The organism is Pseudoalteromonas sp. H105 (assembly GCF_001469215.1).
Lineage (GTDB): Bacteria > Pseudomonadota > Gammaproteobacteria > Enterobacterales > Alteromonadaceae > Pseudoalteromonas.
The window spans coordinates 435,843-460,877 of record NZ_LOFH01000001.1 but is presented as its reverse complement, the minus strand read 5'-3'; the positions used below and the strand labels follow the sequence as shown (position 1 = coordinate 460,877).

At 40.4% G+C, this 25,035-nt stretch carries 20 protein-coding genes; 8 read left to right on the top strand and 12 right to left on the bottom strand.

The annotated features are described in order from the left end of the window. Positions 1–22: 22 nt before the first annotated feature. Positions 23–457: an AAA family ATPase gene (locus ATS75_RS02015; RefSeq protein ID WP_058558748.1), complete on the bottom strand. Its 435-nt coding sequence runs from the start codon at positions 455–457 to the stop codon at positions 23–25. 285 nt (positions 458–742) lie between these two features. Between ATS75_RS02015 and asnS the strand changes: the two genes are divergently transcribed. Beyond that, positions 743–2,140: an asparagine--tRNA ligase gene (asnS, locus tag ATS75_RS02010; RefSeq protein WP_058558747.1), complete on the top strand. Its 1,398-nt coding sequence runs from the start codon at positions 743–745 to the stop codon at positions 2,138–2,140. Between the two features lie 115 nt (positions 2,141–2,255). Beyond that, positions 2,256–3,170, top strand: a complete 915-nt coding sequence (locus tag ATS75_RS02005; RefSeq protein ID WP_058558746.1) for a PstS family phosphate ABC transporter substrate-binding protein — start codon at positions 2,256–2,258, stop codon at positions 3,168–3,170. Between the two features lie 86 nt (positions 3,171–3,256). On the opposite strand, the gene ATS75_RS02000 is transcribed toward ATS75_RS02005, so the two are convergent. Next, on the bottom strand, positions 3,257–4,183 hold the full coding sequence (locus tag ATS75_RS02000; protein ID WP_058558745.1) for an electron transfer flavoprotein subunit alpha/FixB family protein: 927 nt from the start codon (positions 4,181–4,183) through the stop codon (positions 3,257–3,259). Beyond that, positions 4,184–4,933, bottom strand: a complete 750-nt coding sequence (locus tag ATS75_RS01995; protein ID WP_058558744.1) for an electron transfer flavoprotein subunit beta/FixA family protein — start codon at positions 4,931–4,933, stop codon at positions 4,184–4,186. A 196-nt stretch (positions 4,934–5,129) separates the two neighbouring features. Here ATS75_RS01995 and ATS75_RS01990 point away from each other — a divergent pair, with 196 nt between their 5' ends. From ATS75_RS01990 to ATS75_RS01975, 4 genes are all read left to right on the top strand, one after another. After that, positions 5,130–6,776, top strand: coding sequence for an electron transfer flavoprotein-ubiquinone oxidoreductase (locus tag ATS75_RS01990; RefSeq protein ID WP_058558743.1), 1,647 nt, complete (start codon positions 5,130–5,132; stop codon positions 6,774–6,776). An 86-nt stretch (positions 6,777–6,862) separates the two neighbouring features. Further along, a complete protein-coding gene (locus ATS75_RS01985) occupies positions 6,863–7,333 on the top strand; it encodes an acyl-CoA thioesterase (RefSeq protein WP_058558742.1) in 471 nt (156 codons plus the stop codon). Between the two features lie 86 nt (positions 7,334–7,419). Further along, positions 7,420–8,124 (top strand): tRNA (N6-threonylcarbamoyladenosine(37)-N6)-methyltransferase TrmO, encoded by a 705-nt coding sequence (gene tsaA / locus ATS75_RS01980; protein ID WP_058558741.1) that lies wholly within the window; start codon positions 7,420–7,422, stop codon positions 8,122–8,124. Positions 8,125–8,205: 81 nt separating this feature from the next. Then, positions 8,206–9,930, top strand: coding sequence for a proline--tRNA ligase (locus ATS75_RS01975; protein WP_058558740.1), 1,725 nt, complete (start codon positions 8,206–8,208; stop codon positions 9,928–9,930). A 240-nt stretch (positions 9,931–10,170) separates the two neighbouring features. Here ATS75_RS01975 and ATS75_RS01970 read toward each other — a convergent pair whose 3' ends face one another. The 9 genes from ATS75_RS01970 to sdhC form a co-directional block, all read right to left on the bottom strand. Then, on the bottom strand, positions 10,171–12,018 hold the full coding sequence (locus ATS75_RS01970) for a GGDEF domain-containing protein (protein WP_058558739.1): 1,848 nt from the start codon (positions 12,016–12,018) through the stop codon (positions 10,171–10,173). A gap of 135 nt (positions 12,019–12,153) precedes the next feature. Continuing rightward, positions 12,154–13,026 (bottom strand): succinate--CoA ligase subunit alpha, encoded by an 873-nt coding sequence (sucD, locus tag ATS75_RS01965; RefSeq protein WP_008127375.1) that lies wholly within the window; start codon positions 13,024–13,026, stop codon positions 12,154–12,156. After that, positions 13,026–14,192: an ADP-forming succinate--CoA ligase subunit beta gene (gene sucC, locus ATS75_RS01960; RefSeq protein ID WP_058558738.1), complete on the bottom strand. Its 1,167-nt coding sequence runs from the start codon at positions 14,190–14,192 to the stop codon at positions 13,026–13,028. Before sucC ends, sucD begins: the two co-directional genes overlap by 1 nt. A gap of 177 nt (positions 14,193–14,369) precedes the next feature. Then, positions 14,370–15,878, bottom strand: coding sequence for a 2-oxoglutarate dehydrogenase complex dihydrolipoyllysine-residue succinyltransferase (odhB, locus tag ATS75_RS01955; protein ID WP_058558737.1), 1,509 nt, complete (start codon positions 15,876–15,878; stop codon positions 14,370–14,372). Positions 15,879–15,881: 3 nt separating this feature from the next. Further along, complete coding sequence (gene sucA, locus ATS75_RS01950) at positions 15,882–18,701, bottom strand: 2-oxoglutarate dehydrogenase E1 component (RefSeq protein WP_058558736.1); 2,820 nt, start codon at positions 18,699–18,701, stop codon at positions 15,882–15,884. An 88-nt stretch (positions 18,702–18,789) separates the two neighbouring features. Continuing rightward, complete coding sequence (locus ATS75_RS01945) at positions 18,790–19,506, bottom strand: succinate dehydrogenase iron-sulfur subunit (RefSeq protein ID WP_058558735.1); 717 nt, start codon at positions 19,504–19,506, stop codon at positions 18,790–18,792. 10 nt (positions 19,507–19,516) lie between these two features. Next, the gene (gene sdhA / locus ATS75_RS01940) at positions 19,517–21,289 is read right to left on the bottom strand and encodes a succinate dehydrogenase flavoprotein subunit (RefSeq protein WP_058558734.1); all 1,773 of its coding nucleotides are present in this window, start codon (positions 21,287–21,289) and stop codon (positions 19,517–19,519) included. Then, positions 21,290–21,637, bottom strand: a complete 348-nt coding sequence (gene sdhD / locus ATS75_RS01935) for a succinate dehydrogenase, hydrophobic membrane anchor protein (protein ID WP_058558733.1) — start codon at positions 21,635–21,637, stop codon at positions 21,290–21,292. It abuts the gene before it with no gap. Then, entirely contained in the window at positions 21,628–22,005 is a 378-nt protein-coding gene (sdhC, locus tag ATS75_RS01930) for a succinate dehydrogenase, cytochrome b556 subunit (RefSeq protein WP_082665371.1), read from the bottom strand. Before sdhC ends, sdhD begins: the two co-directional genes overlap by 10 nt. 408 nt (positions 22,006–22,413) lie before the next feature. Between sdhC and ATS75_RS01925 the strand changes: the two genes are divergently transcribed. Further along, on the top strand, positions 22,414–23,700 hold the full coding sequence (locus ATS75_RS01925) for a citrate synthase (protein ID WP_058558731.1): 1,287 nt from the start codon (positions 22,414–22,416) through the stop codon (positions 23,698–23,700). A 110-nt stretch (positions 23,701–23,810) separates the two neighbouring features. After that, positions 23,811–25,025 (top strand): SufS family cysteine desulfurase, encoded by a 1,215-nt coding sequence (locus ATS75_RS01920; RefSeq protein ID WP_058558730.1) that lies wholly within the window; start codon positions 23,811–23,813, stop codon positions 25,023–25,025. Positions 25,026–25,035 lie beyond the last annotated feature (10 nt).

Sequence of the window (25,035 nt, the reverse complement as noted above, 5' to 3'; positions counted from 1 at the left end):
AATGAATACCTATATGTTTGGCTTACCATTCGAACATATAGGCCATTTTACTGATCATTTTTAGCGGTACTTTATGACTATTACGTTTTGCATATAAGTGTTGCATTGATTTATCTTTGACTTCACCAACAATCACTTCTTTGACTTGGTAACCAAGCGCAACGGCGGCCTGGCTATAGGCAATGAATTCCCACTTTTTAATATTGGTGTTATCAACAATAACCAAAGGGACTGATTGCGATAAAGCATTTATAAAGCGTGCTAGATTTAAGTTGTGAAACTGGGACAACTTAAATTTATCGAACTTATATTCGCCCTGCTCATTATAAAAATAGTCATCAGTTGAACAAATCAAATATTGACTTTGATCACCGGTAACGAGCTCGTCAGCAAGCGTTTGAGCATAATATGACTTACCTGAGCCTGGCAGGCCGCGTAAAATAAAGACTTGTTTCATGGAACCTATAATTGTTAGTTAATTAGTTAAAGATACAAAATTAGAAATCTATAATGCCATAAAACGAGGATTAATCGCACACTAAAGGCAGATTTATTTAATTCAGTGTTTAATATTCAATCGCTTTATAAATAAAAGTCTCAATTGTACAAAAAAAGCATAAAGAAATTGCAAAGAGTTGCATGCACATGTTTTTTTATTTTCCGTTCAAAGGTAAGATACGGGGTTCAAGTGCAACAACGCACACATTTATTAATGTAGGCAACTTATATCATTGGAGTGAAGATGAGCCACTTAGCGATTTCAGAGCTATTAAAAGGCAAGGTTGCGGTAGACAGCCAAGTAACAGTAAAAGGCTGGATCCGTACTCGCCGCGATTCAAAAGCAGGAATTTCATTTTTAGCCGTTCATGACGGTTCATGTTTTGACGCAATTCAAGCGGTAGTACCTAATTCACTGACCAATTACGAAGAAGTAACGCGTTTAACAGCTAGCTGCTCTGTATCAGTAACAGGTGTTTTGGTTAAATCTGAAGGTAAAGGCCAGTCATTCGAAATCCAAGCAAATAAGGTTGAAGTATTAGGCTGGGTAGAAAACCCAGACTCGTACCCTATGGCAGCTAAGCGTCACAGTATTGAATACTTACGTGAACATGCACATCTTCGCCCTCGTACAAACATAATCGGTGCAGTAACACGTGTTCGTAACTGCTTAGCACAAGCTATTCACCGTTTTTACCACGAGCAGGGTTATTACTGGATCAGCACCCCTATCATCACAGCCAGTGACTGTGAAGGTGCCGGTGAGATGTTCCGCGTATCGACACTTGATATGCAAAATTTACCACGCACAGACAAAGGCGATGTTGATTACAGTGAAGACTTCTTCGGTAAAGAAGCGTTTCTTACTGTATCGGGTCAATTAAATGGTGAGACATATGCCTCTGCTATGTCAAAAATCTACACCTTTGGCCCTACTTTCCGTGCTGAGAACTCTAATACTTCTCGTCACCTTGCTGAATTTTGGATGGTTGAACCTGAAGTTGCGTTTGCAGATCTTGAAGACATCGCAAAATTGGCTGAAAACATGCTTAAGTATGTATTTAAAGCCGTGCTTGAAGAACGCCGTGATGACATGGAGTTTTTTGCACAACGTGTAGAGAAAACAGCTATCTCGCGCTTAGAAGAATTTGTTGAAAAAGACTTTGCTCAAGTTGATTACACTGACGCTGTTGAAATACTAAAAGCATGTGGTAAAAAGTTTGAATACGCTGTTGAATGGGGTGTAGATTTACAGTCTGAGCATGAGCGTTATCTTGCAGAAGAACATTTTAAAGCGCCAGTAGTTATTAAAAACTACCCGCGTGACATTAAAGCGTTTTACATGCGTCAAAATGAAGACGGTAAAACAGTTGCTGCAATGGACGTAGTTGCGCCAGGTATTGGTGAAATCATTGGTGGTTCACAACGTGAAGAGCGCCTTGATGTACTTGATGCACGTTTAGAAGAAATGGGCTTGAACAAAGAAGACTACAGCTGGTATCGCGACCTACGTAAATATGGTTCAGTACCGCACTCTGGTTTTGGTTTAGGTTTTGAACGCTTAGTAGCCTACGTAACTGGTATGGGTAATGTACGTGATGTTATTGCCTTCCCACGTACAAAAGGCAGCGCTACATACTAATTAATTAGTATTGTTGCTAAAAAAAACCAACCCTAGGGTTGGTTTTTTTGTTCCTATTTATTGTTCTAATGAGTTTGAACTACACTTAGTTAAAATACCCTACAGAACAAAATATATGTTTAAACAACTGATATTCCTTATAGTTTTACTATCCTCTACTTTGGTTAACGGCCAAGAAAAACCCAGTTTAGATACGTTACTCGTCGCAGGCTCTACCTCTGTCACCCAAATGCTAGAGCTGGTTCAAAAAGACTTTAATAATCAAAAACACTCAGTTATGCAGCTGCGTGGCATGGGCAGTGATAAAGGCATTACAGCGATTGCACAAAACCTTGTAGATATTGGTGCTTCATCACGCTATATGACTAAACTAGAACAAGAGAAGTGGCCTCACCTTAAACAAATTGTGCTTGCGCAAGATGCGTTAGTATTTTTTTCAAATACCGACAACGAAACTTCTAACCTTTCTGTTAGTCAGCTAACTGACATTTATGCTGGACACATTGATGAGTGGTCACAGTTGGTAGCTTCTGAGAATAAAAAGTCAAAAAAGAACAACCAAATTGATTTATTTAGTAAAGGCGTTCAACACGGGACGTTTGACGTTTTTTTAGAGTTCTTGTCACTTGACTACATGAAGTCACCACAATCTGACTCAATAAAACTCAAAAAAGCAGGTAACAGAGGTCTATTTTCAAAAAATGATGTACTTTTATACAATGAATTTAATCAAGCATTGGGTATTGTACAACGTATTCCAACTGCTATTGCTTACGATTCTTTTGGGGCTATTTCACAGTTTTCAGAGTTAAAAAGAATAGATAAAATTAGAATTTTATCTATTAATGGTGTTCAACCTAGCTTTGCTACTATTAAAAGTGGTGAGTACAGTTTTGTAAGGCCATTGGTCATTATTATTAACACCCAGTCAGAAAAATCAATGAAAAAGGGCAAACAGCTATTGCGTTTTCTTAAGTCTGAAAACGTTAAAAAGCAACTTTCTAAATTACATTATGTGATGGTAAATTAAGCATCGTGAATTGGTTTAGATATAAAATGAAAAAAAGCTGCGAACCTAAGGAACTACAGCTTTTAACAACCAGAATCGTTTATGATTTACAGTGCTGTTTCTAGCTCTGGTAGCACATCAAATAGATCTGCAACTAAACCATAGTCAGCAACTTGGAAAATTGGAGCGTCAGGGTCTTTGTTAATTGCAACAATCACTTTAGAGTCTTTCATACCGGCTAGATGCTGAATAGCGCCGCTAATACCTACCGCAATATATAAGTTAGGCGCAACAATTTTACCCGTCTGCCCTACTTGCATATCATTAGGGACAAAACCAGCATCAACCGCAGCACGTGAAGCACCAATTGCAGCCCCAAGCTTATCGGCAATGCCATTTAACAGAGCAAAATTTTCACCATTTTGCATGCCACGACCCCCTGATATAACCACATCAGCGGCGGTTAGTTCAGGGCGTTCAGATTCTGTTTGCTCAACACTAACAAAGTTACTCAATTGATTTTCTAAGTTTGCATCAATAGTCGTTAGAGGTGCAGCAGCTTGATCACTTTGTAAATCAAAGCTACTGGCACGAACAGTAATCACTTTTTTAGTGTCTAGTGATTTTACAGTCGCAATTGCGTTACCCGCATAGATTGGACGCTTAAATGTTTCGGCATCCACTACGTCAATTATTTCAGAAATTTGCGCCACATCTAATAACGCTGCCACACGCGGCATAAAGTTTTTACCTGTGGTGGTTGCACTGGCTACAATATGAGAATAATCAGATGCCAACGATAACACTAAATCAGCTGTGTTTTCGGCTAGTTGATGAGCGTATGCTGAACTGTCTGCAACGAGCACACAGCTAACCCCATCAATTAAAGCAACGTCATTTGCCATAGCACTAATGTCTGCGCCTTGCACAAGTACATCGACTGCAAAACCTAATTTAACCGCAGCATTAATAGTTTTAGATGTTTCTGGCTTAAGTTGGCCATTATCATGATCTGCTATTACTAATGTTTTCATTTAAATCACCTTTGCTTCTGTTTTTAGTTTTTCAACTAATTGGGCAACGTCTTCAACAATAATACCACCACTACGTTTGGCGGGTTCATTAACTGATACCAGCTGTATACGTGGTGATAAGTCAACGCCTAAGCTAGCTGCAGCAATAACCTCAAGTGGCTTACGCTTCGCTTTCATAATGTTAGGTAAAGAAGCATAACGAGGTTCATTCAAGCGTAAATCAGTTGTTACAATGGCGGGAAGTTTTAATTCAACTGTTTGCAAACCACCATCTACTTCACGCGTAACTTTGACGGTACCGCTGTCCACATCGACCTTTGATGCAAACGTACCTTGTCCACGATTAGTTAAAGCAGCAAGCATTTGGCCAGTTTGATTGTTATCTGAGTCAATAGATTGCTTACCTAAAATAACAAGTTCAGGAGATTCTTGCTCAACAATTTTAGCAAGCAATTTTGCAACATGAAGTGACTCAAGCTTTTCATCTGTCTCAACATGAATCGCCTTGTCTGCCCCGAGGGCTAATGCTGTACGCAACTGTTCTTGCGATGCTTTAGCGCCAATCGTCACAGCAACTACCTCAGTTGCGGTGCCTGATTCTTTTAAACGAATGGCTTCTTCAATCGCAATTTCACAAAATGGGTTCATCGCCATTTTTACATTGGTAAGATCAACGTCACTGTTATCTGATTTAACGCGTGCTTTTACGTTGTAATCGATGACTCTTTTAATTGGAACGAGAACTTTCATAGGAACTCCCTGATTATTTAAACCTACAAGCTAACGTGTACGTCAACCTATTTATTTTATGATTTCAGACTACTTCCTGTTGACGTAAACGTCAACCTAAAATAACCTTAAACTATTCACAGCCTGTAACGTTTCATTTGCAAGTATGAAATCATCTTAATTAAAGGTGCAGGTCCGTCACACACAAGAGGTTATTATGGTCGAACGCGAAACCATGGAATTTGATGTAGTCATTGTTGGCGCTGGTCCTGCGGGGCTATCAACAGCGATAAGATTAGCGCAGCAAGCACAACAAAAAGAACAAGAATGCATGATTTGTGTTGTTGAAAAAGGCTCTGAAGTAGGTGCTCACGTCTTGTCTGGGGCTATTTTAGAAACAACGGCATTAGACGAATTGCTTCCTAATTGGCAAGAATTAGGTGCGCCCGTGACAACCAAAGTAACGAATGATGAAATATATTGGTTCAATAATGAAACCAAAGCAACATCAATTCCTCATTTTGCGACACCTAAAACGTTTCATAATGAGGGGAATTATATTGTTTCTATGGGTAATGTATGTCGCTGGTTGGCAGAACAAGCTGAAAGCCTAGGGGTCGAAATATTTCCAGGCTTTAGTGCGCACTCATTAATAATTGAAGACGACACGGTAAAGGGTATCATTACCGGTGACATGGGCCTTGATAAAGAAGGCAACGAAAAAGATGGTTACATGCCAGGAATGGAACTTCGTGCTAAGTACACTGTATTTGCAGAAGGCTGTCGAGGGCATTTAGGTAAACAACTTATCAATCAATTTGCACTAGATAGGGATGCATCACCACAGCACTATGGTTTGGGCTTTAAAGAAATTTGGCAGATAGACCCAAGCAAGCACAAAGAAGGCACTGTCGTTCATGGTACAGGCTGGCCATTATCAGGCGACACGAATGGCGGTGCATTTATGTATCACGCTGAAAATAATCAAGTTGTGGTTGGTTTAATTGTGGATTTAAATTACTCAAATCCACATTTAAGTCCGTTTGATGAATTTCAACGCATGAAGCACCACCCTACTTTCAAAGATGTGCTTGATGGTGGAGAACGTCTTGCTTATGGCGCCCGCGCTATAGCAAAAGGCGGTTTACACTCTTTACCTAAAATGCATTTCCCTGGCGGTTTACTGGTTGGTTGTGACGCTGGTACACTCAATTTTGCAAAAATAAAAGGTAATCATACTGCGATGAAGTCCGGCATGATAGCCGCTGACCTTATTTTAGATGCCATTTCAAGTGGTCAAGCAAATACAGACTTAACACAATACACCGATGCCTTTAAACAAAGCTGGGCATACAAAGAATTGCATCAATCACGTAATTTTGGCCCTGTTATGCATAAATTAGGGAAATTTATTGGCGGTGCATACAATACTGTTGACCAAAACATTTTTGCAGGTGCCTTGCCATTTACGTTTAAAGATAGTACGCCAGACCACGAAACCTTAGTTGATAAAAACGCCGCAGATAAAATAAACTACCCAAAACCAGATAATAAACTGAGTTTTGACAAATTATCTTCGGTATTCTTATCAAATACTAACCACGAAGAATCACAACCGTGTCATTTACATCTAAAGAACAAAGCAATTCCCATTGAGGTTAACCTCGTTAAGTTTGATGAGCCTGCACAACGATACTGTCCCGCAGGCGTATATGAAGTTCAGCAGATAGAAGGCAAAGATGAATTTGTTATAAATTCACAAAACTGTGTTCATTGTAAAACGTGCGATATTAAAGATCCGAGCCAAAATATAACATGGGTTACACCTGAGGGCGCTGGTGGTCCAAACTATCCTAATATGTAACTTCTTAAACAAATCCTAAATTGCAGGGGCTTCGGCCCCTTTTTTACGCTATGCTCAATACAGTCGAAAATAAAAGGAGTGCTTAAATGCCTTCATCAAGTGTTGTATTTCGTTTTTTAGCTGAGCCCACTGATGTCAACTTTGGTGGAAAAGTACATGGTGGCGTAGTAATGAAATGGATTGACCAAGCTGGTTATGCCTGTGCTGCTGGTTGGAGTGGGCACTATTGCGTTACTGTTTCCGTTGCAGGAGTAAAGTTTAGACGTCCAATCCTTGTAGGCCAAATTGTTGAAGTTGAAGCTAAAATAGCACATACAGGAAAGACCAGTATGCAAATTTTTATACAGGTTCGGTGTGGCGATCCTAAAACGCAAAATCTTGTTGAAACAAATCACTGTATTATTAGCTTCATTGCTATGGATGAAACCGGCTACCCTGTTCAAGTTCCAACATTCAACGCGGTAACACAAGAAGATAAACAACTTGAAAGCTATGCTATCAAAATGAAAGAAATTGCGATTGAAACTGAAACACTGCTCCATAAATCAGTGCCATAATGAAGTTTTATGCATAAAGACCTTAAAGCTGCCTTTTTTTAGTGTTAGCAGTTAGAATAGCGCAAAATAAAAAACGATGTAGTTTTATGAGTGATTTTCAGCTAACGGCCGTAGGCCATATTCAATCCCCTTACAAACAAAAGTTTGCAATCCCCCGCCAACCAAGACTGGTTCCTCAGGCAAAAGCTAAACTTATATTTTGTCCTGATTTCAATCGCGAAGAGTTTGTTAGAGGACTTGATGAGTTTAGTCATATTTGGCTTTTATTCCGTTTTCACGAAACTGCAGATAAAGGCTACTCTGCCATGGTGCGACCTCCAAGATTGGGCGGTAATGATCGAAAAGGCGTATTTGCGACCCGAGCTACTTTTCGGCCTAACGCTATTGGCATGAGCGCAGTGAAGCTTGAAGGTATTGAGTACCTTAATGGGCAACTAAGTCTATTACTCTCAGGTATTGATTTACTCGATGGCACGCCTATTTTAGACGTTAAACCATATCTACCCTATTCCGACGCTATGCAAGATGCCAGTGCAGGCTTTGCAGACGTGAGACCACACACGCAAATGCGTGTTGAGTTTAGTGATGCAGCCGAGCGGTTTATCGCGGCTCAAATCCAGCACCCTGAGCTGAAAGACTTTATCGTTAATGTTTTAAAACAAGATCCCCGTCCTGCATATAAAAAACAAAAAGACGGCGAACAAAGTTATGGCATGACTTTATATAACTTTAATATCCGCTGGCAAGTCAATGGTGAACATAACTACGTAAGCCACATAGAAAAAATATAGAAAACTAAACTTAGCGCTTTAGTGTAAAAGCAAGCGCTGTTAAACTTAGCTCTGAATAATTTTATAACTATCGGAAATAACATGCGTACTAGTCAATATATACTCGCAACACTGAAAGAAACACCAGCAGATGCTGAAATCATCTCGCATCAATTAATGTTAAGAGCAGGCATGATCCGCCGCGTTGCGTCGGGCTTATATACTTGGCTACCCTCTGGTTTACGTGTGTTACGTAAAGTTGAAACTATCGTTCGTGAAGAAATGGATAAGGCAGGTGCAATTGAAATGCTTATGCCTGTTATCCAACCTGCGGATTTATGGCAAGAGTCTGGACGTTGGGATCAATTTGGTGATGAGCTGGTACGCTTTAATGACCGCCACAATCGCCCTTTTGCTCTCGGCCCTACGCATGAAGAAGTGATCACCGACTTTGTTCGTAAAGAAATTAACTCATACAAGCAATTACCATTAACACTTTACCAAGTACAAACTAAAGTGCGTGATGAACGTCGTCCGCGTTTTGGTGTAATGCGAGCTCGTGAATTTACAATGAAAGATGCTTACTCATTTCATTTAAGCGATGACTGTTTAAACAATACCTATGAAATAATGCACAAAGCATATTGTAATATCTTTGAGCGTTTAAACTTAGACTATCGCCCAGTGCTCGCTGATACAGGGTCTATTGGTGGTAGTGTTTCACATGAGTTTCATGTACTTGCAGAGTCAGGTGAAGATGCGATTGCATTTAGTGATGCAAGTGATTACGCCGCGAATATTGAAAAAGCCGAGGCCCTTGCACCTAAAGAAGAGCGTCCAGGTGCAAGCAAAGAATTAAAAGCATTCCCAACACCTGATGCGAAAACAATCAGCGAACTTAAAAAGCATTATGGTGTTAAACCCCATCGTGGTGTAAAAACGCTTATCGTATACGGTACGGAAGATGAAAACGGACAACGTGGGTTAGTTGCACTTATTATTCGTGGCGATCATGAATTAAACGAATTAAAAGCACAAAACCACCCACTCGTTCATTCGCCACTTGAAATGGCACCTGAATCTGAAATTGTTGCCGCAATTGGCGCAAAGCCGGGTTCAATTGGCCCTGTTGGTTTAACTATACCAATAATAGTAGATCGCACAGCCAATGTAATGGCTGATTTTGTCGCTGGTGCCAACAAAGACAATGAGCATTTTAGTGGAATCAATTGGGATCGTGATGTAACTGAATACCAGGTTGCAGATTTACGCAACATTGTTGAAGGCGATTTAAGTCCATGTGGTCAAGGCACATTACAAATCAAACGTGGTGTTGAAGTAGGTCATATTTTCCAACTGGGTACTAAATATTCTGAAGCAATGAAAGCTGGCGTACTCAGTGAGTCAGGTAAAAACCAAGTAATGACAATGGGCTGTTATGGCATTGGTGTTTCAAGAATCGTTGCTGCTGCTATAGAGCAAAACAACGATCAATATGGTATTAAATGGCCTAAACCAATTGCACCTTTTGATCTTGCCATTGTGCCTATGAATATGCATAAATCTCATCGTATTCCTGATATTGCTAATAGTCTATATGATGGGTTGAAAGCAGCAGGTGTCGATGTATTATTTGATGATCGTAAAGAGCGCCCGGGTGTTATGTTTAACGACATGGAGTTATTGGGTGTTCCTTATACACTTGTCATCGGTGAACGTAATTTGGACGAAAACAAAGTTGAGCTCAAAAACCGCCACACTGGTGAAAAACTCATGCTAGATTTAGACACAGCAATTGAAGCAATAAAAGCAGCTGTTCAAAGCTAATTTACTCATTAAATCAGCAAATAAAAAAACCGCTTAAAGCGGTTTTTTTATATCTGTCTTTATATAATTATAACAATTCGCTTAATTAAATGATCTATTTTGAGGATGGAAAACGTGTTGATAGCTAGGCAAATAATCTGCTATTTAGTTGTTCTAAATGAGAATTTTTAAACCCAGGTAACAACATATTTAGCCCCGCAAAATGATTAAGTTTTACTGCGGATTGGTATTAATACAACCTTAACCACATACCTTATCCCTGCCGGTGTTTTTTGCCTCATAAAGCTTTTGGTCCGCTTGTTTTAAAATTGCATTCAACTGTATCCCTTTAATATATTGTGAGACACCCGCACTACTTGTGATCGAAATATTTAGGTCTGTGTATGTCGATTCTCTAATGAAGTCGCATAAGCCGGTAATCAATACAGTTGCATTTGCCACATCATAACCAGGCATAACGACTAAAAACTCCTCACCACCAAAGCGTGCAAACTTACATTCAGTGTTATTAAGGTATTTTTTTAGCGTATGAGTAAATCCAATCAATGCCTGATCGCCTATATCGTGACCGTATTGATCATTCACACGTTTGAAATGATCTATATCTAAAATAGCAACCGCAAATAATTTTTCTTTATCTAGCAACTTCTTCAGCACAAAATCTAAAATATATCTTCGATTAGGCGCACCGGTTAATGCGTCTGTGTTTGCACGATACTGACTTTTTCGAAACGCTTTATGCTGGTTAATAGTAAAAATAGAAATAGAAACAAATGCCAGAAAACCGATTACTAAATAAGCCATTTGTAATTGTGCATCTTTCTCTAATCTCTCAAGTTCTATTTGTTGATTTTTGAGCTTCTCTTCTGCAAGTTGAAGTTTAATTTCTTGCTGGCTGGATTCATATTTTGAACGTGCTTCTTGCTCAAGTTTTTGTTGCGTAGTGAGTTTTGCTTCTTCGACTAAATCAATAAAAAGCCAAAGAGACTCATTAGCCGCTACAAAATCTTTTTTCATTTCTTGGCTTTTAGCCTTCAACAACAACGTATTTCTTTTATATCTATTATTTAATGGACGCTCATATTGCTGCAACAGTTGTTCTGAACTTTGTAAATACTCTAGGGCCTGAGCAGGTTGATTCAATGCCAAAAACGTTTTACCAAAATTATTATAGAGTGCAACAATATGCGCAGGGTTTATAGCTAAGTCAGGTAAATAGCTTTTAGACAAATACAGCAACTTTAATGCTTCTGAATAATTTTTTTGCTGTATTGCTACTGATGCTTTTCCAGCAGGTGCCCAAAACAAAAAGCGAGGAACTTTTACAGACACAGATAAATCGATCAGTTGATCGTAGCAACTGTTAGCTAATTCGAGTTTATGTGCTCTTTCATACGTTGTACATAATAAAGAAATAATGGGCAATCCATTAACCACATCACCATTGTTAACAACATTGTCTTTGGCCAACTCTGCAAATTTAATGGCTTGGTCAAAAATTGACATTGATGTGTAATAGGCTGCAAAGCCAAGATAAACGTAATTCAGTGTTGCTTCAGGGATATGCGATGTTTTAGACATCAAATAAGCGGCTTCTAGCAACTCAATAGATAACTCATAATCTTCTTGCCAAAGAAGTAAAACCGCTTTACTTGTCCGAGCGTGAACGAGCATTTTCAAATCATTCACCCTTACAAATAAGGCGATTGCATGATCTATTTGTTTTAAAGCTTGAGGAAGTTCCCCTTCTTCCAATGATAAGCTACTTCGATGTAACATCCAGTAACCGCGTAACCACAGGTTATTTTCAGGCAGTTGATGAAAAACAGATTCAAAAGTCGTTTTTGAGAGTGTTACATCACCATGAAAAGAATATAAACGTGCTAATAACACTTTTTTGAATAAATCAGACGTTGTTTCAGCTTTACTCGCAGCGGTTTCAAAGGATAGTAAATCTATATATTTAAGCGGCTCAACTAAAGCTTGGTGTTCAACACGTAAAAGAGAATCGTATTCATCTGTTAATGCAGTACTTAACTGCGGCTTACACCAACAAAAAATTAAAATTAGAAATTTAAGTAACCGCATTTTTTAAGTGAACTTAAGATTATTTTGACCGAAGGTATTATAACGACAGTAAGATATATTACTAGTCACATACTTCACCTGTAAAAACAAAAAGGCTCACTATAAAAGTGAGCCTTTATTAAAGAAAACGAGCGATTACCAGCCTGTTTTTTCTTTAAGTGCTTTACCGATATCAGCAAGTGAACGTACAGTTTGTACGCCAGCAGCTTCTAATGCAGCAAATTTCTCATCAGCAGTACCTTTACCGCCTGCGATGATTGCGCCAGCGTGACCCATGCGCTTACCTTCTGGAGCAGTAACACCAGCAATGTAAGATACAACAGGCTTAGTAACGTTTGCTTTGATGTACTCTGCAGCTTCTTCTTCTGCAGTACCACCGATTTCACCAATCATTACGATTGCTTCAGTTTGTGGATCTTTCTCGAACATTTCTAAAACGTCGATGAAGTTAGTACCTGGGATTGGATCACCACCAATACCAACACACGTAGACTGACCAAAACCAGCATCAGTAGTTTGCTTAACCGCTTCGTACGTTAAAGTACCAGAGCGAGAAACAATGCCTACTTTACCAGGCTTGTGGATATGACCAGGCATGATACCAATCTTAGTCTCACCAGGAGTGATAACACCTGGACAGTTAGGACCGATCATACGAGTACCTGTTTGATCTAGTTTAACTTTAACGTCAACCATATCAAGTGTAGGAATACCTTCAGTGATACAAACAATTAGCTCGATGCCAGCATCGATTGCTTCTAAGATTGCATCTTTACAGAAAGGTGCTGGTACATAGATTACTGATGCTGTAGCGCCAGTTTCTTGTACTGCATCACGTACTGTATTGAATACTGGAAGACCAAGGTGCGTTTGACCGCCTTTACCTGGGCTTACACCACCAACCATTTGTGTACCATACTCAAGCGCTTGCTCTGAGTGGAAAGTACCTTGGCCACCAGTGAAACCTTGACAGATAACTTTTGTATCTTTATTGATTAATACAGACATTATTTGCCCTCCGCAGCAGCTACAACTTTCTCAGCAGCGTCTGTTAATGATTCAGCAGCGATGATGTCTAAGTCAGAGCTCTTAAGAACTTCACGACCTAATTCAGCGTTAGTACCTTCTAAACGTACAACTACAGGAACGTTTACACCAACTTCTTTAACTGCGCCAATGATGCCTTCAGCAATCATGTCACAACGTACGATACCACCAAAGATGTTAACTAAAACAGCTTTAACATTGTCGTCTGAAAGGATGATTTTGAATGCTTCAGAAACACGTTCTTTCGTTGCGCCGCCACCAACATCTAAGAAGTTAGCTGGCTTGCCGCCGTGTAGGTTTACGATGTCCATTGTACCCATTGCTAGGCCTGCACCATTAACCATACAACCTACGTTACCGTCTAGTGCTACGTAGTTAAGCTCAAAGCTTGCTGCGTGTGCTTCACGTGCATCTTCTTGAGATGGATCGTGGAACTCACGGATTTTTGGTTGACGGTAAAGTGCATTACCATCGATACCGATTTTACCGTCAAGACAGTGAAGGTTACCTTCATCTGTGATTACTAACGGGTTGATTTCTAAAAGTGCGAAATCGAAATCGTTGAACATGTTACCAAGACCCATGAAGATCTTAACAAACTGCTTCATTTGTGTTGGGTTAAGACCCAATTTGAAACCAAGTTCACGTGCTTGGTAAGCTTGAGGACCTACTAATGGATCGATCTCAGCCTTGTGGATAAGCTCTGGTGTTTCTTCTGCAACAGTTTCAATTTCAACACCGCCTTCTGTAGACGCCATGAAAACAACTTTGCGAGAAGCACGGTCAACAACTGCACCTAAGTACAATTCGTTGGCGATATCTGTACAGCTTTCTACTAAAATTTTAGCAACAGGCTGACCATTCTCGTCTGTTTGGTAAGTAACTAAGTTTTTACCTAACCAGTTTGCAGCAAACTCTTTTACTTCGTCGATAGTTTTAACTAGCTTTACACCGCCAGCTTTACCACGTCCACCTGCGTGAACCTGAGTTTTAACAACCCACATATCGCCGCCAATTTTTTCAGCAGCTGCTGCAGCTTCTTCAGGTGTATCGCAAGCGAAACCTTGAGAAACTGGTAAACCATATTCGGCAAAAAGTTGTTTTGCCTGATACTCATGCAAATTCATGATGCTTTATCCAATTTTTTATACTAAAAGAGCTGAATATTTATGCAAATAAACAGCTATCCCAAATTGCGCACTTAGTATAGATGCCAAGGCTTAACATGAAAACCCCAGTTAGACCAAAGGCGCAAAAAAAAAGCTGTGAATTGTCATTCACAGCTTATATTTCATACAACTAGATTAAACATCTAGTAATAAGCGAGTTGGATCTTCAAGTAACTCTTTAATTGTTACTAAGAAACCAACCGATTCTTTACCATCAATTTGACGATGATCATAAGATAGCGCCAGGTACATCATTGGTAGTATCTCAACTTTGCCATTAACAGCCATTGGACGCTCTTGGATTTTGTGCATACCCAATATTGAAGACTGCGGTAAGTTAATGATTGGAGTAGAAAGCAGTGATCCAAATACACCACCGTTAGTGATAGTGAAGTTACCACCTGTCATGTCATCAAGCGTAAGCTTACCGTCACGACCTTTAAGTGCTAATTCACGGATACCTTTTTCAATTTCAGCAACAGAAAGCTTGTCACAATCTTTAAGAACTGGAGTAACAAGGCCACGTGGAGTTGAAACTGCGATGCTGATATCAAAATAGTTATGATAAACAATGTCATCGCCATCAATTGATGCGTTTACATCAGGGAAACGCTTAAGGGCTTCAGTTACCGCTTTAACGTAAAAAGACATGAAACCTAAACGAATGCCGTGACGCTTTTCAAATACTTCTTGATACTGCTTACGAAGATCCATGATTGGTTTCATGTTCACTTCGTTGAAAGTAGTTAACATTGCAGTTGAGTTTTTAGCTTCAAGCAAGCGGTTTGCTATCGTTTTACGTAAGCGTGTCATAGGAACGCGTTTCTGTGAACGATCACCCATTGGAGCAGGTGCAGCTGCTTGAGGTGCTTTTGCAACGGGTGCAGGTGCTTTTAAGAAAGTATCAACATCTTCTTTCGTTACACGGCCATTTTTACCTGACCCCTTAATCTTAGAAGCATCTAACCCTTTTTCTGCAATTAAACGACGTACAGAGGGTGTTAACACGTCTGAACTATCCGTTGATTCAGCAGCTGGTGCATCTGTCTTTTCGGCAGGTGATGCTGGTGCTGCACCGGCTTTAACAGAACCAATTACTTGCTCACCTAATACGGTGTCGCCTTCAGCATGGATGATTTCACCCATGATACCGTCTTCTTGGGCAACAACTTCAAGAACAACTTTGTCAGTTTCAATGTCAACTAAGTTTTGGTCGCGAGAAACCGCGTCACCTGGTTGTACATGCCACGTAGCTACTGTCGCGTCTGCGACTGATTCTGGAAGTACCGGTACTTTAATGTCCACTTCTTTACCTTCTGATGCTTGAGCTGATTGCGCCGTTGGCGCACTTTCTTGTTTGTCTGAAGCTGGTGCTTCATTTTTAGCTTCTTGGCTTGGAGCTGCGTCTGCATCACCAATCAAACCAATTATTTGGTCGCCAAGAACCGTTGCACCCTCTTCTTGAGAGATTTCAGTAATAACACCATCGTTAGGTGCAACTACTTCTAATACAACTTTATCTGTTTCAATATCAACTAAGTTTTGGTCACGGCTTACTTTGTCGCCAACACTTACATGCCATGTTGCAACGGAAGCATCTGCAACCGACTCAGGAAGAACAGGAACTTTGATTTCTGTGCTCATTGCTTATCCTTTCTTTTCTATTGTAAGCGCATCTGCAACGAGCGCTTGTTGTTCTTTAAGATGCACTGACATGTAACCGCATGCAGGTGATGCTGATGCTTTACGGCCAGCATATTTGAGCTTAGCGCCCGCAGGGATTGCATCAACGAAATGATGTTGTGAACAATACCAAGCACCCTGATTTTGAGGTTCTTCTTGACACCAAACAAAATCTTTCACATGTTGATAACGAGACATAATGGCCTCCATTTCATCATGTGGGAACGGATATAATTGCTCAACTCGAACAATTGCAACATTGTCTAGTTCAAGTTTACGGCGTTCTTGTAATAATTCGTAATAAACCTTACCACTACAAAATACAACACGTTCAATCTTCTCAGCCTTAATATCATCGATTTCATCAATCATATTATGGAATACACCTTCAGATAGCTCCTCTAATGATGAAGTTGCTAACGGATGACGTAATAATGATTTTGGCGTCATAACTATCAACGGGCGACGAAGTGGACGCACTGATTGACGGCGCAGCATAGCGTATACTTGAGCAGGTGTTGAAGGAACACATACTTGCATATTATGATCAGCACACAATTGTAAGAAACGTTCTAAACGTGCCGAACTATGTTCTGGGCCTTGACCTTCATAACCATGAGGTAGCAAAATGGTTAAGCCACACAAACGGCCCCACTTTTGCTCACCAGAACTTAAAAACTGGTCAAAAACAACCTGAGCTCCGTTGGCGAAATCCCCAAATTGAGCTTCCCACAGTACAAGTGACGTAGGTTCTGCTGTGGCGTAGCCGTATTCAAACGCAAGTACGGCTTCTTCTGAAAGTACAGAGTCAAATACTTCAAAATTGCCCTGTTCATCGCTTATATTTTGAAGCGGCAGATAAGTAGCACCATCTGCTTGGTTGTGAACAACCGCATGACGATGGAAGAAAGTACCACGACCAGAATCTTGACCTGTTAAACGAATATCAGTGCCTTCGTTTGCAATTGTTGCGTAAGCTAATGTTTCAGCCATTCCCCAATCGAGTGGCTTTTCGCCCGCGGCCATTAACTTACGGTCATCGTAAATCTTTTTAACGCGCGATTGTGCCTTATGCCCTTCAGGGTAATTTGCAACAATGTTGCCTAATTCTTTAAGCTTTTCGACAGAAACAGATGCATCGTATTCAACATTCCAATCATGACCAACATACTTAGCCCAATCAGACGAGTGTGATGTTTCAGTTTGTACTTCTTCAACAACGCAATTACCGTCGTCTAAACCATTTCTGTAGTTATCAGCTAACGCTTTTACATCAGCGTCAGACAAAGTCCCTTCGGCTACCAACTGATCTGCATAGATCAGACGAGGCACTGGGTGCTTTTTAATTTTTTGATACATGATAGGCTGAGTTGCGTTAGGCTCATCAGCTTCATTATGGCCATGTCTGCGGTAACAAACTAAGTCGATAACCACATCACGTTTAAATTGATTTCTGAAATCAAGTGCAATTTGAGTAACAAATGCGACCGCTTCAGGATCATCAGAGTTAACGTGGAAGATTGGCGACTGAACCATTTTTGCAATGTCTGTACAGTAATCAGTAGAACGAACATCGTCTTGTTTGTTTGTCGTAAAACCAACTTGGTTGTTTACAACAATACGAATGCTACCACCACAACTAAATGCATTGGTTTGCGATAAGTTAAATGTTTCTTGTACTACACCTTGACCTGCAATCGCAGAATCACCATGAATAGTGATCGGGAGAGCTTTTGAACCCGTACTATCATTTAGTCGGTCTAGACGAGCACGAACAGAACCCATAACAACAGGGTTAACGATTTCTAAGTGAGATGGGTTGAAAGCAAGTGCCATATGAACATTGCCACCAGAGGTCGCAAAATCTGACGAGTAACCCATATGATATTTAACATCACCAGAACTGTTTGTGTCTTTGTGCTTGCCTGCAAACTCATCAAATAATTCTGATGGATTTTTACCCAGCACGTTAACTAACACATTTAAACGCCCGCGGTGAGCCATGCCGATAACGGCTTCTTTTTGGCCACTCTCACCAGCGCGATGAATAAGTTCTTTGAGCATAGGTACTAACGCATCCCCCCCTTCGAGTGAGAAGCGTTTAGCGCCTGGGAATTTAGCACCTAAATATTTTTCAAGACCATCAGCTGCAGTTAAGCCTTTTAAAATACGTAATTTTTCATCTTTGCTGAAATTTGGGCGTGATTGTACTGATTCTAATCGCTGTTGCAACCAGCGCTTTTCTTCAGTTGATGTGATGTGCATATACTCAGCACCGACCGAACCACAATATGTAGTTTTGAGCGCCTGATATAGTTCACCTAAAGGCATGGTATCGCGGCCAACGGCAAACGATCCCACGTTAAATTCACGGTCAAAATCAGCTTCAGATAAGTCGTGGTATTTTAATTCTAAATCTCTTACGCGTTCACGCTTCCATATACCTAATGGATCAAGATTAGCATTTTGGTGACCACGGAAACGGAAAGCATTTATAAGTTGAAGAACTTTGACTTGTTTAAGGTCGCCGCTTCCACCTTCCATTACCACTACTTCTCTATGCTTGTTTTTAGCAAGCGCCGCAAATTGTGAACGAACTTCTGAATGTTTTACATCAACATCCACACCATCAACTTTTGGTAATTGTTCGAACACTTCTCGCCATTCTTCTGGCACAGAAGTCGCATCATCTAAATACGCTTCATAAAGCTCTTCAACATAAGCAACGTTACCGCCGTTTAAATGTGAAGATTCTAGCCATGCCTTCATCACACCTTCGTGCATTTATAAGCCCTTTTCTTTAGCGCAGAAATTAATTGTTATATAACAAGGTGGCTAACATTAGGTAGCCACCTTACTTTTTACAACACAATTAAACCGAGCGGTTTAATAACATTGATTTGATTTGTCCAATTGCTTTAGTCGGGTTAAGACCCTTTGGACAAACGCTAACACAGTTCATGATACTGTGACAACGGAACACGCTGAACGCATCGTCTAAGTCAGCTAAACGTTCTTCAGTTGCCGTATCACGGCTATCAGCCAAGAAACGGTAAGCGTGAAGAAGACCAGCAGGACCTATGAACTTGTCTGGATTCCACCAGAACGAAGGACACGATGTTGAACAACATGCACACAAAATACATTCATAAAGCCCATCTAATTTATCGCGTTCTTCGATTGACTGAAGACGCTCACCCGCCGCAGGCGTGTCGTTTATTAAATAAGGTTTTACTTTCTCGTATTGAGTGTAGAACTGACTCATGTCAATAACAAGGTCACGTACCACTGGTAAACCAGGTAATGGACGAACAACAATTTTACCTTTGCCATTTTTTTGTAGCGTAGATAAAGGCGTTATACATGCCAAACCATTTTTACCATTCATGTTGACGCCGTCAGAACCACACACACCTTCACGGCATGAACGACGGAAAGAAAGCGTTGGATCTTGCTCTTTTAAAAGTAAAAGTGCATCCAATACCATCATGTCGTGGCCTTCTTCCGTTTGCAAAGTATATTCTTGCATACGTGGGGCGTTATCAACATCTGGATTGTAACGATATACAGAAAATTGTACTTGTGCCATCGTCTCGCTCCTAGTATGTACGTGCTTTAGGTGGAAATGCTTCACGCATCTTAGGCGCATAGTTCACATCGCGCTTGCTCATTTCATCCGTAGTTGGATTGAAAATTGAGTGACATAACCAGTTCGTATCATCACGATCTGGGAAGTCAAAGCGAGAATGTGCACCACGGCTTTCAGTACGGAAGTTTGCAGCTACTGCTGTTGAGTAAGCTGTTTCCATTAAGTTATCTAGCTCTAGACATTCGATTCGCGCAGTATTGAAGTCTGATGATTTATCATCAAGACGTGCATGCTGTAAACGCTCACGAATTTCTTTAAGTTCTTGTAGACCTGATGCCATAGAATCACCTTCACGGAATACCGAGAAGTTCAATTGCATGCATTGCTGTAGGTCTTTCTTGATTTGAACTGGATCTTCGCCTTGACCAACTGTTGAATTTTCCCAACGGTTAAAGCGCGCAAGTGACGCCTCTAGGTCAGAATCAGAAGCATTCTTAGATACTTCAACATCATTTAGATAAGTACCAAGGAAGTTACCTGCAGCACGACCAAATACAACCAAATCAAGTAGTGAATTACCACCTAAGCGGTTTGCACCGTGAACAGATACACAGGCAATCTCACCAACAGCGAATAAGCCTTGTACCACTTGCTCATTGCCACTTGCATCAATTTGCAATGCTTGACCATTCACGTTAGTTGGTACACCACCCATCATATAATGGCATGTTGGGATTACTGGAATTGGCTCTTTTGCAGGGTCAACGTGTGCAAATGTTTTAGCTAAATCACATACGCCTGGTAGGCGTAAGTTAAGCGTTTCTTCACCTAAATGGTCAAGTTTAAGCTTAATGTGAGGACCCCAAGGACCATCACAACCACGGCCTTCACGAATTTCTGTCATCATTGAACGGGCAACAACATCACGTGACGCTAGATCTTTAGCATTAGGTGCATAACGCTCCATGAAGCGTTCGCCGTCTTTATTTAGAAGGTAACCACCTTCACCACGACACCCTTCCGTTACCAACGTTCCCGCACCTGCGATACCCGTTGGATGGAACTGCCACATTTCCATGTCTTGCATAGAAATACCCGCGCGCGTTGCCATACCAACACCATCACCAGTATTGATGTGTGCGTTAGTCGTTGATGCAAATATACGACCTGCACCACCCGTAGCTAATACAACCGCTTTTGATTTGAAGTAGACAACTTCGCCTGTTTCAATATCGATTGCAGTACAACCAACAACGTTACCATCATCGTTTTTAACTAAATCTAATGCATACCATTCTGAGAATACATTTGTTTTGTTTTTAACGTTTTGTTGGTATAAAAGGTGTAATAATGCATGACCAGTACGGTCAGCAGCTGCTGCAGTACGTGCAGCTTGTTCACCACCAAAGTTTTTCGATTGACCACCGAAAGGACGTTGGTAAACACGGCCATTTTCAAAGCGAGAAAAAGGTAACCCCATGTTCTCAAGCTCAGTAATCGCCTCAGGCCCTGTATTACACATATATTCGATAGCGTCTTGGTCACCGATAAAATCGGAACCTTTAACCGTATCGTACATGTGCCATTCCCAGTTGTCTTCATGCGAGTTACCCAAAGCAACGGTTATACCGCCTTGTGCTGACACTGTGTGCGAGCGTGTTGGGAAAACTTTTGAGATAAGTGCACAGGTTTTACCTGACTCAGTGATTGCAAGTGCAGCACGCATACCCGCACCACCTGCGCCTATCACTACGGCATCAAATTCACGAACAGAATATTTCACTTAAACACCCCATAAAACAATTAGACCAATAGCTACGTACGCTGCCGCCATAAGGTTTAATACAAACCCTAAAACTGCACGCAATTTTGCGCATTTAACATAGTCTGTTAGTACTTGCCAAAGGCCTATACGGGTGTGAACCATAATGCAAACTAGGGTGATTAGAGTCGCCCCTTTCATTGCTAGGTTTGAAAACAGGCCTTGCCATGCTTCGAATGTGACTTCAGGCGTTGCTAAAAAATAGCCAATAATAAAAATCGCGTATGCGCTGATTACTAGTGCCGTTGTACGTAATGAGACAAAATCTTGCACACCATCACGTTTTAAAGTTGCTTGATTTAAAACCATATCCACACCCCTGCTAGAACAGAAGCTACAACACCAAGTGCCATTGCAACTTTAGCGCTGAAGTTACCTGATTCAAGTTCTTCCCAATGTCCCATATCCATAATGATATGACGGATACCACCAATAAGGTGATACGCCAATACAGAAATGGTGCCCCAAGCTATAAATTTGGCAATGAATCCGCTGAACAGACCCTTGACGAATTCAAAACCTTCAGCCGAAGAAAGTGACTCAGACCAAGCCCAAATGACAAACGTTAAAGCAAAAAATAATGCTACACCGGTGACGCGGTGAAAAATTGATGCTTTAGCCGTTGCCGGCATTGATATAGTTGTTAGATCTAGATTTACAGGTCTTTGCTTTTTCACAGTTACTTGCCCATCTTGCCCACATAGGGGCTCATCTACTTGTTTTTCTTAACCCATCAAAAAAATTTATGATGGAACTATCTAAGTAAACTTATTTTTTACGAATAAAGTTCACATTAATGCAAAATTTAGATGTAAAAATAATATTTACCTACAGACAATACGGTATAAAACCTTCGATAGTATATATAGCCAAAGGTCTTTTTACAATTCTTGTTTAGTTAGAGACGTTTGCGAATTAGCCAATAGTATAATATTTAATCCTGACAGAATATTTATTATCCATTTGTGCATAATATTTATAAAAATTGACTTTAACCCCCTCTTTCACGTTAAAATGGAAAGGATGTGCTTAAACAGATTCAGAACATAACAATCAGAGTTGTTATCTTAATAGGAGATAAATAGATGGCGGATAAGAAAGCCACAGTCCATATTGATGGTCTAGATCCAATCGAACTTCCGATTTACCAAGGTACTGCAGGTCAAGATGTAATCGACGTACGTACACTTGGTTCTCACGGTCACTTTACTTATGACCCAGGCTTCATGTCGACTGGTTCTTGCGAATCTTCAATTACGTATATTGATGGCGGCAAAGGCATCCTACTTCACCGCGGTTACCCAATCGAACAGTTGGCTGAAGGTTCAGACTATGTTGAACTTTGCTACTTATTATTGAATGGCGAGTTACCAACTAAAGAACAGTACACTAAGTTTGCGGATCAGATCACTCGTAGCACCATGCTTGATGAAAAGATTGCTAACTTTTTCCAAGGTTTCCGCTTCGATGCTCACCCAATGGCTATGCTGTGCGGTGTTGTTGGCGCTTTATCTTCTTTTTACCATGAAGACCTTGATATTACTGATGCAGACCAACGTAAAACAAGTGCAATTAAGTTAGTAGCAAAGCTGCCAACCATTGCCGCTATGGCTTACAAAACAAACATTGGTCAACCATTCGTTTACCCACGTAATGATTTAAGCTATGCAGAAAACTTCTTACACATGATGTTCTCTGTGCCAGCTGAAGAGTATAAAGTTAACCCAGTAACGGCTAAAGCAATGGATAAAATCTTCATGCTTCACGCTGATCACGAACAAAATGCATCAACGTCTACAGTACGTCTTGCTGGTTCATCTGGTGCTAACCCATATGCGTGTATCGCTGCTGGTATTGCTTCTCTTTGGGGCCCTGCTCACGGCGGTGCTAACGAAGCATGTTTAAACATGTTAGAAGAAATTGGTTCTGTTGACCGTATCGATGAATACGTAGCAAAAGCAAAAGATAAAGCGGACCCGTTCCGTCTAATGGGCTTTGGCCACCGCGTTTATAAAAACTTCGATCCACGTGCAACAGTAATGCGTCAAACGTGTCACGAAGTATTAGAAGAGCTTAACATTCAAGATCCATTGCTTGATATTGCTATGAAGCTTGAACAAATTGCCCTTGAAGACCCATACTTTGTTGAGAAGAAACTTTACCCTAACGTAGATTTCTACTCAGGTATCATCTTAAAAGCAATCGGTATCCCTACCAGCATGTTCACTGTAATTTTTGCAATGGCACGCACTGTAGGTTGGATCACTCACTGGGATGAGATGCTTTCTCAACCGGGTCATAAGATCAGCCGTCCACGTCAGCTTTATACTGGTCACACACACCGTGATTACGTATCTACAGACAAGCGTTAATTTTTATTAATGTTAAAAAGGCCGCTTTTGCGGCCTTTTTTGTGTTTAATAGTTGAGAATTATATTAAAGCTATTACAATCCTTGCTACTTTGTATTGTTAGGTTTTTCTATGTTTACTGTTGAAAAAATTCGTAATGATTTTCCCATTTTAACTCAACAGATAAACAATCAACCCTTAGTTTATTTAGACTCTGCTGCAACATCACAAAAGCCTCAATCAGTTATTACTGCCACTGAAGTATTTTATACTGAGCAAAATGCGAATGTTCATCGAGGTCGTCATACACTTAGCGAACAAGCAACAACAGCTTATGAACAAACGCGTGATAAAGTTGCTCATTATTTTAATGTGCAAAGCCGAGAAATCGTTTGGACTAAAGGCGCAACTGAAGCACTTAACCTAATAGCTAATGGTTTAACCGAGCAACTTGATAAAAATTCAAGTATCGTAATTACCCCGCTTGAACATCATGCAAACATCGTCCCTTGGCAACAATTAGCACTTAAAACTGGTGCGAAATTACATATATTACCCCTTGAACCGGATGCGACATTAAATGTTGCAGCCTGTGTCGAGTTTTTAGACCAAGTTAAACCAAGCGTGCTTACTTTGACTCATGCGTCAAATGCACTGGGAAATATAACAAACCTAAGCCCACTGCTCAGCGCTGTAAAAGATTTTAACACCATCACTATCGTCGACGGGGCTCAAGGCGCGATGCATCTACAGCCTGATTTAAAAACACTCGATTGTGACTTTTATGTGTTCTCCGCACACAAAATGCTTGGTCCAACTGGCGTTGGTGGCCTGTACGGTAAATATGAGCGTTTAAACGCCTTACAGCCTTATCAAACAGGTGGAGAAATGATTGAAACGGTGAGTCTTTTACAAAGCACTTTTCGTGACGCTCCTGCCAAGTTTGAAGCAGGCACACCAAATATTGCTGGTGTAATTGGTTTTTCCGCCGCATTAGATTATCTCACTGCACTTGATAAGAAAGCTGTTTACGACTACGAACAAATGTTATTTAACTATGTGGTAGATAAGTTAAATGATATTGATGGCATTACAATTTACAGTAATTTAGAACATAATATAGGTACCATTTGTTTTAATTACAGAGACGAACACCCATTTGATATTGCGACATTACTAGATGGATTTGGTGTTGCCGTTCGAAGCGGCCATCATTGTACCCAACCTTTAATGGCACATTTAGGTATCAACGGCAGTGTACGAGCGAGCTTTTGTTTTTATAATACTCACCAAGATATAGATATTTTCATTAATGCTCTGCACGAATGCATCGCTTTATTAGATTAAAAGTAGATAA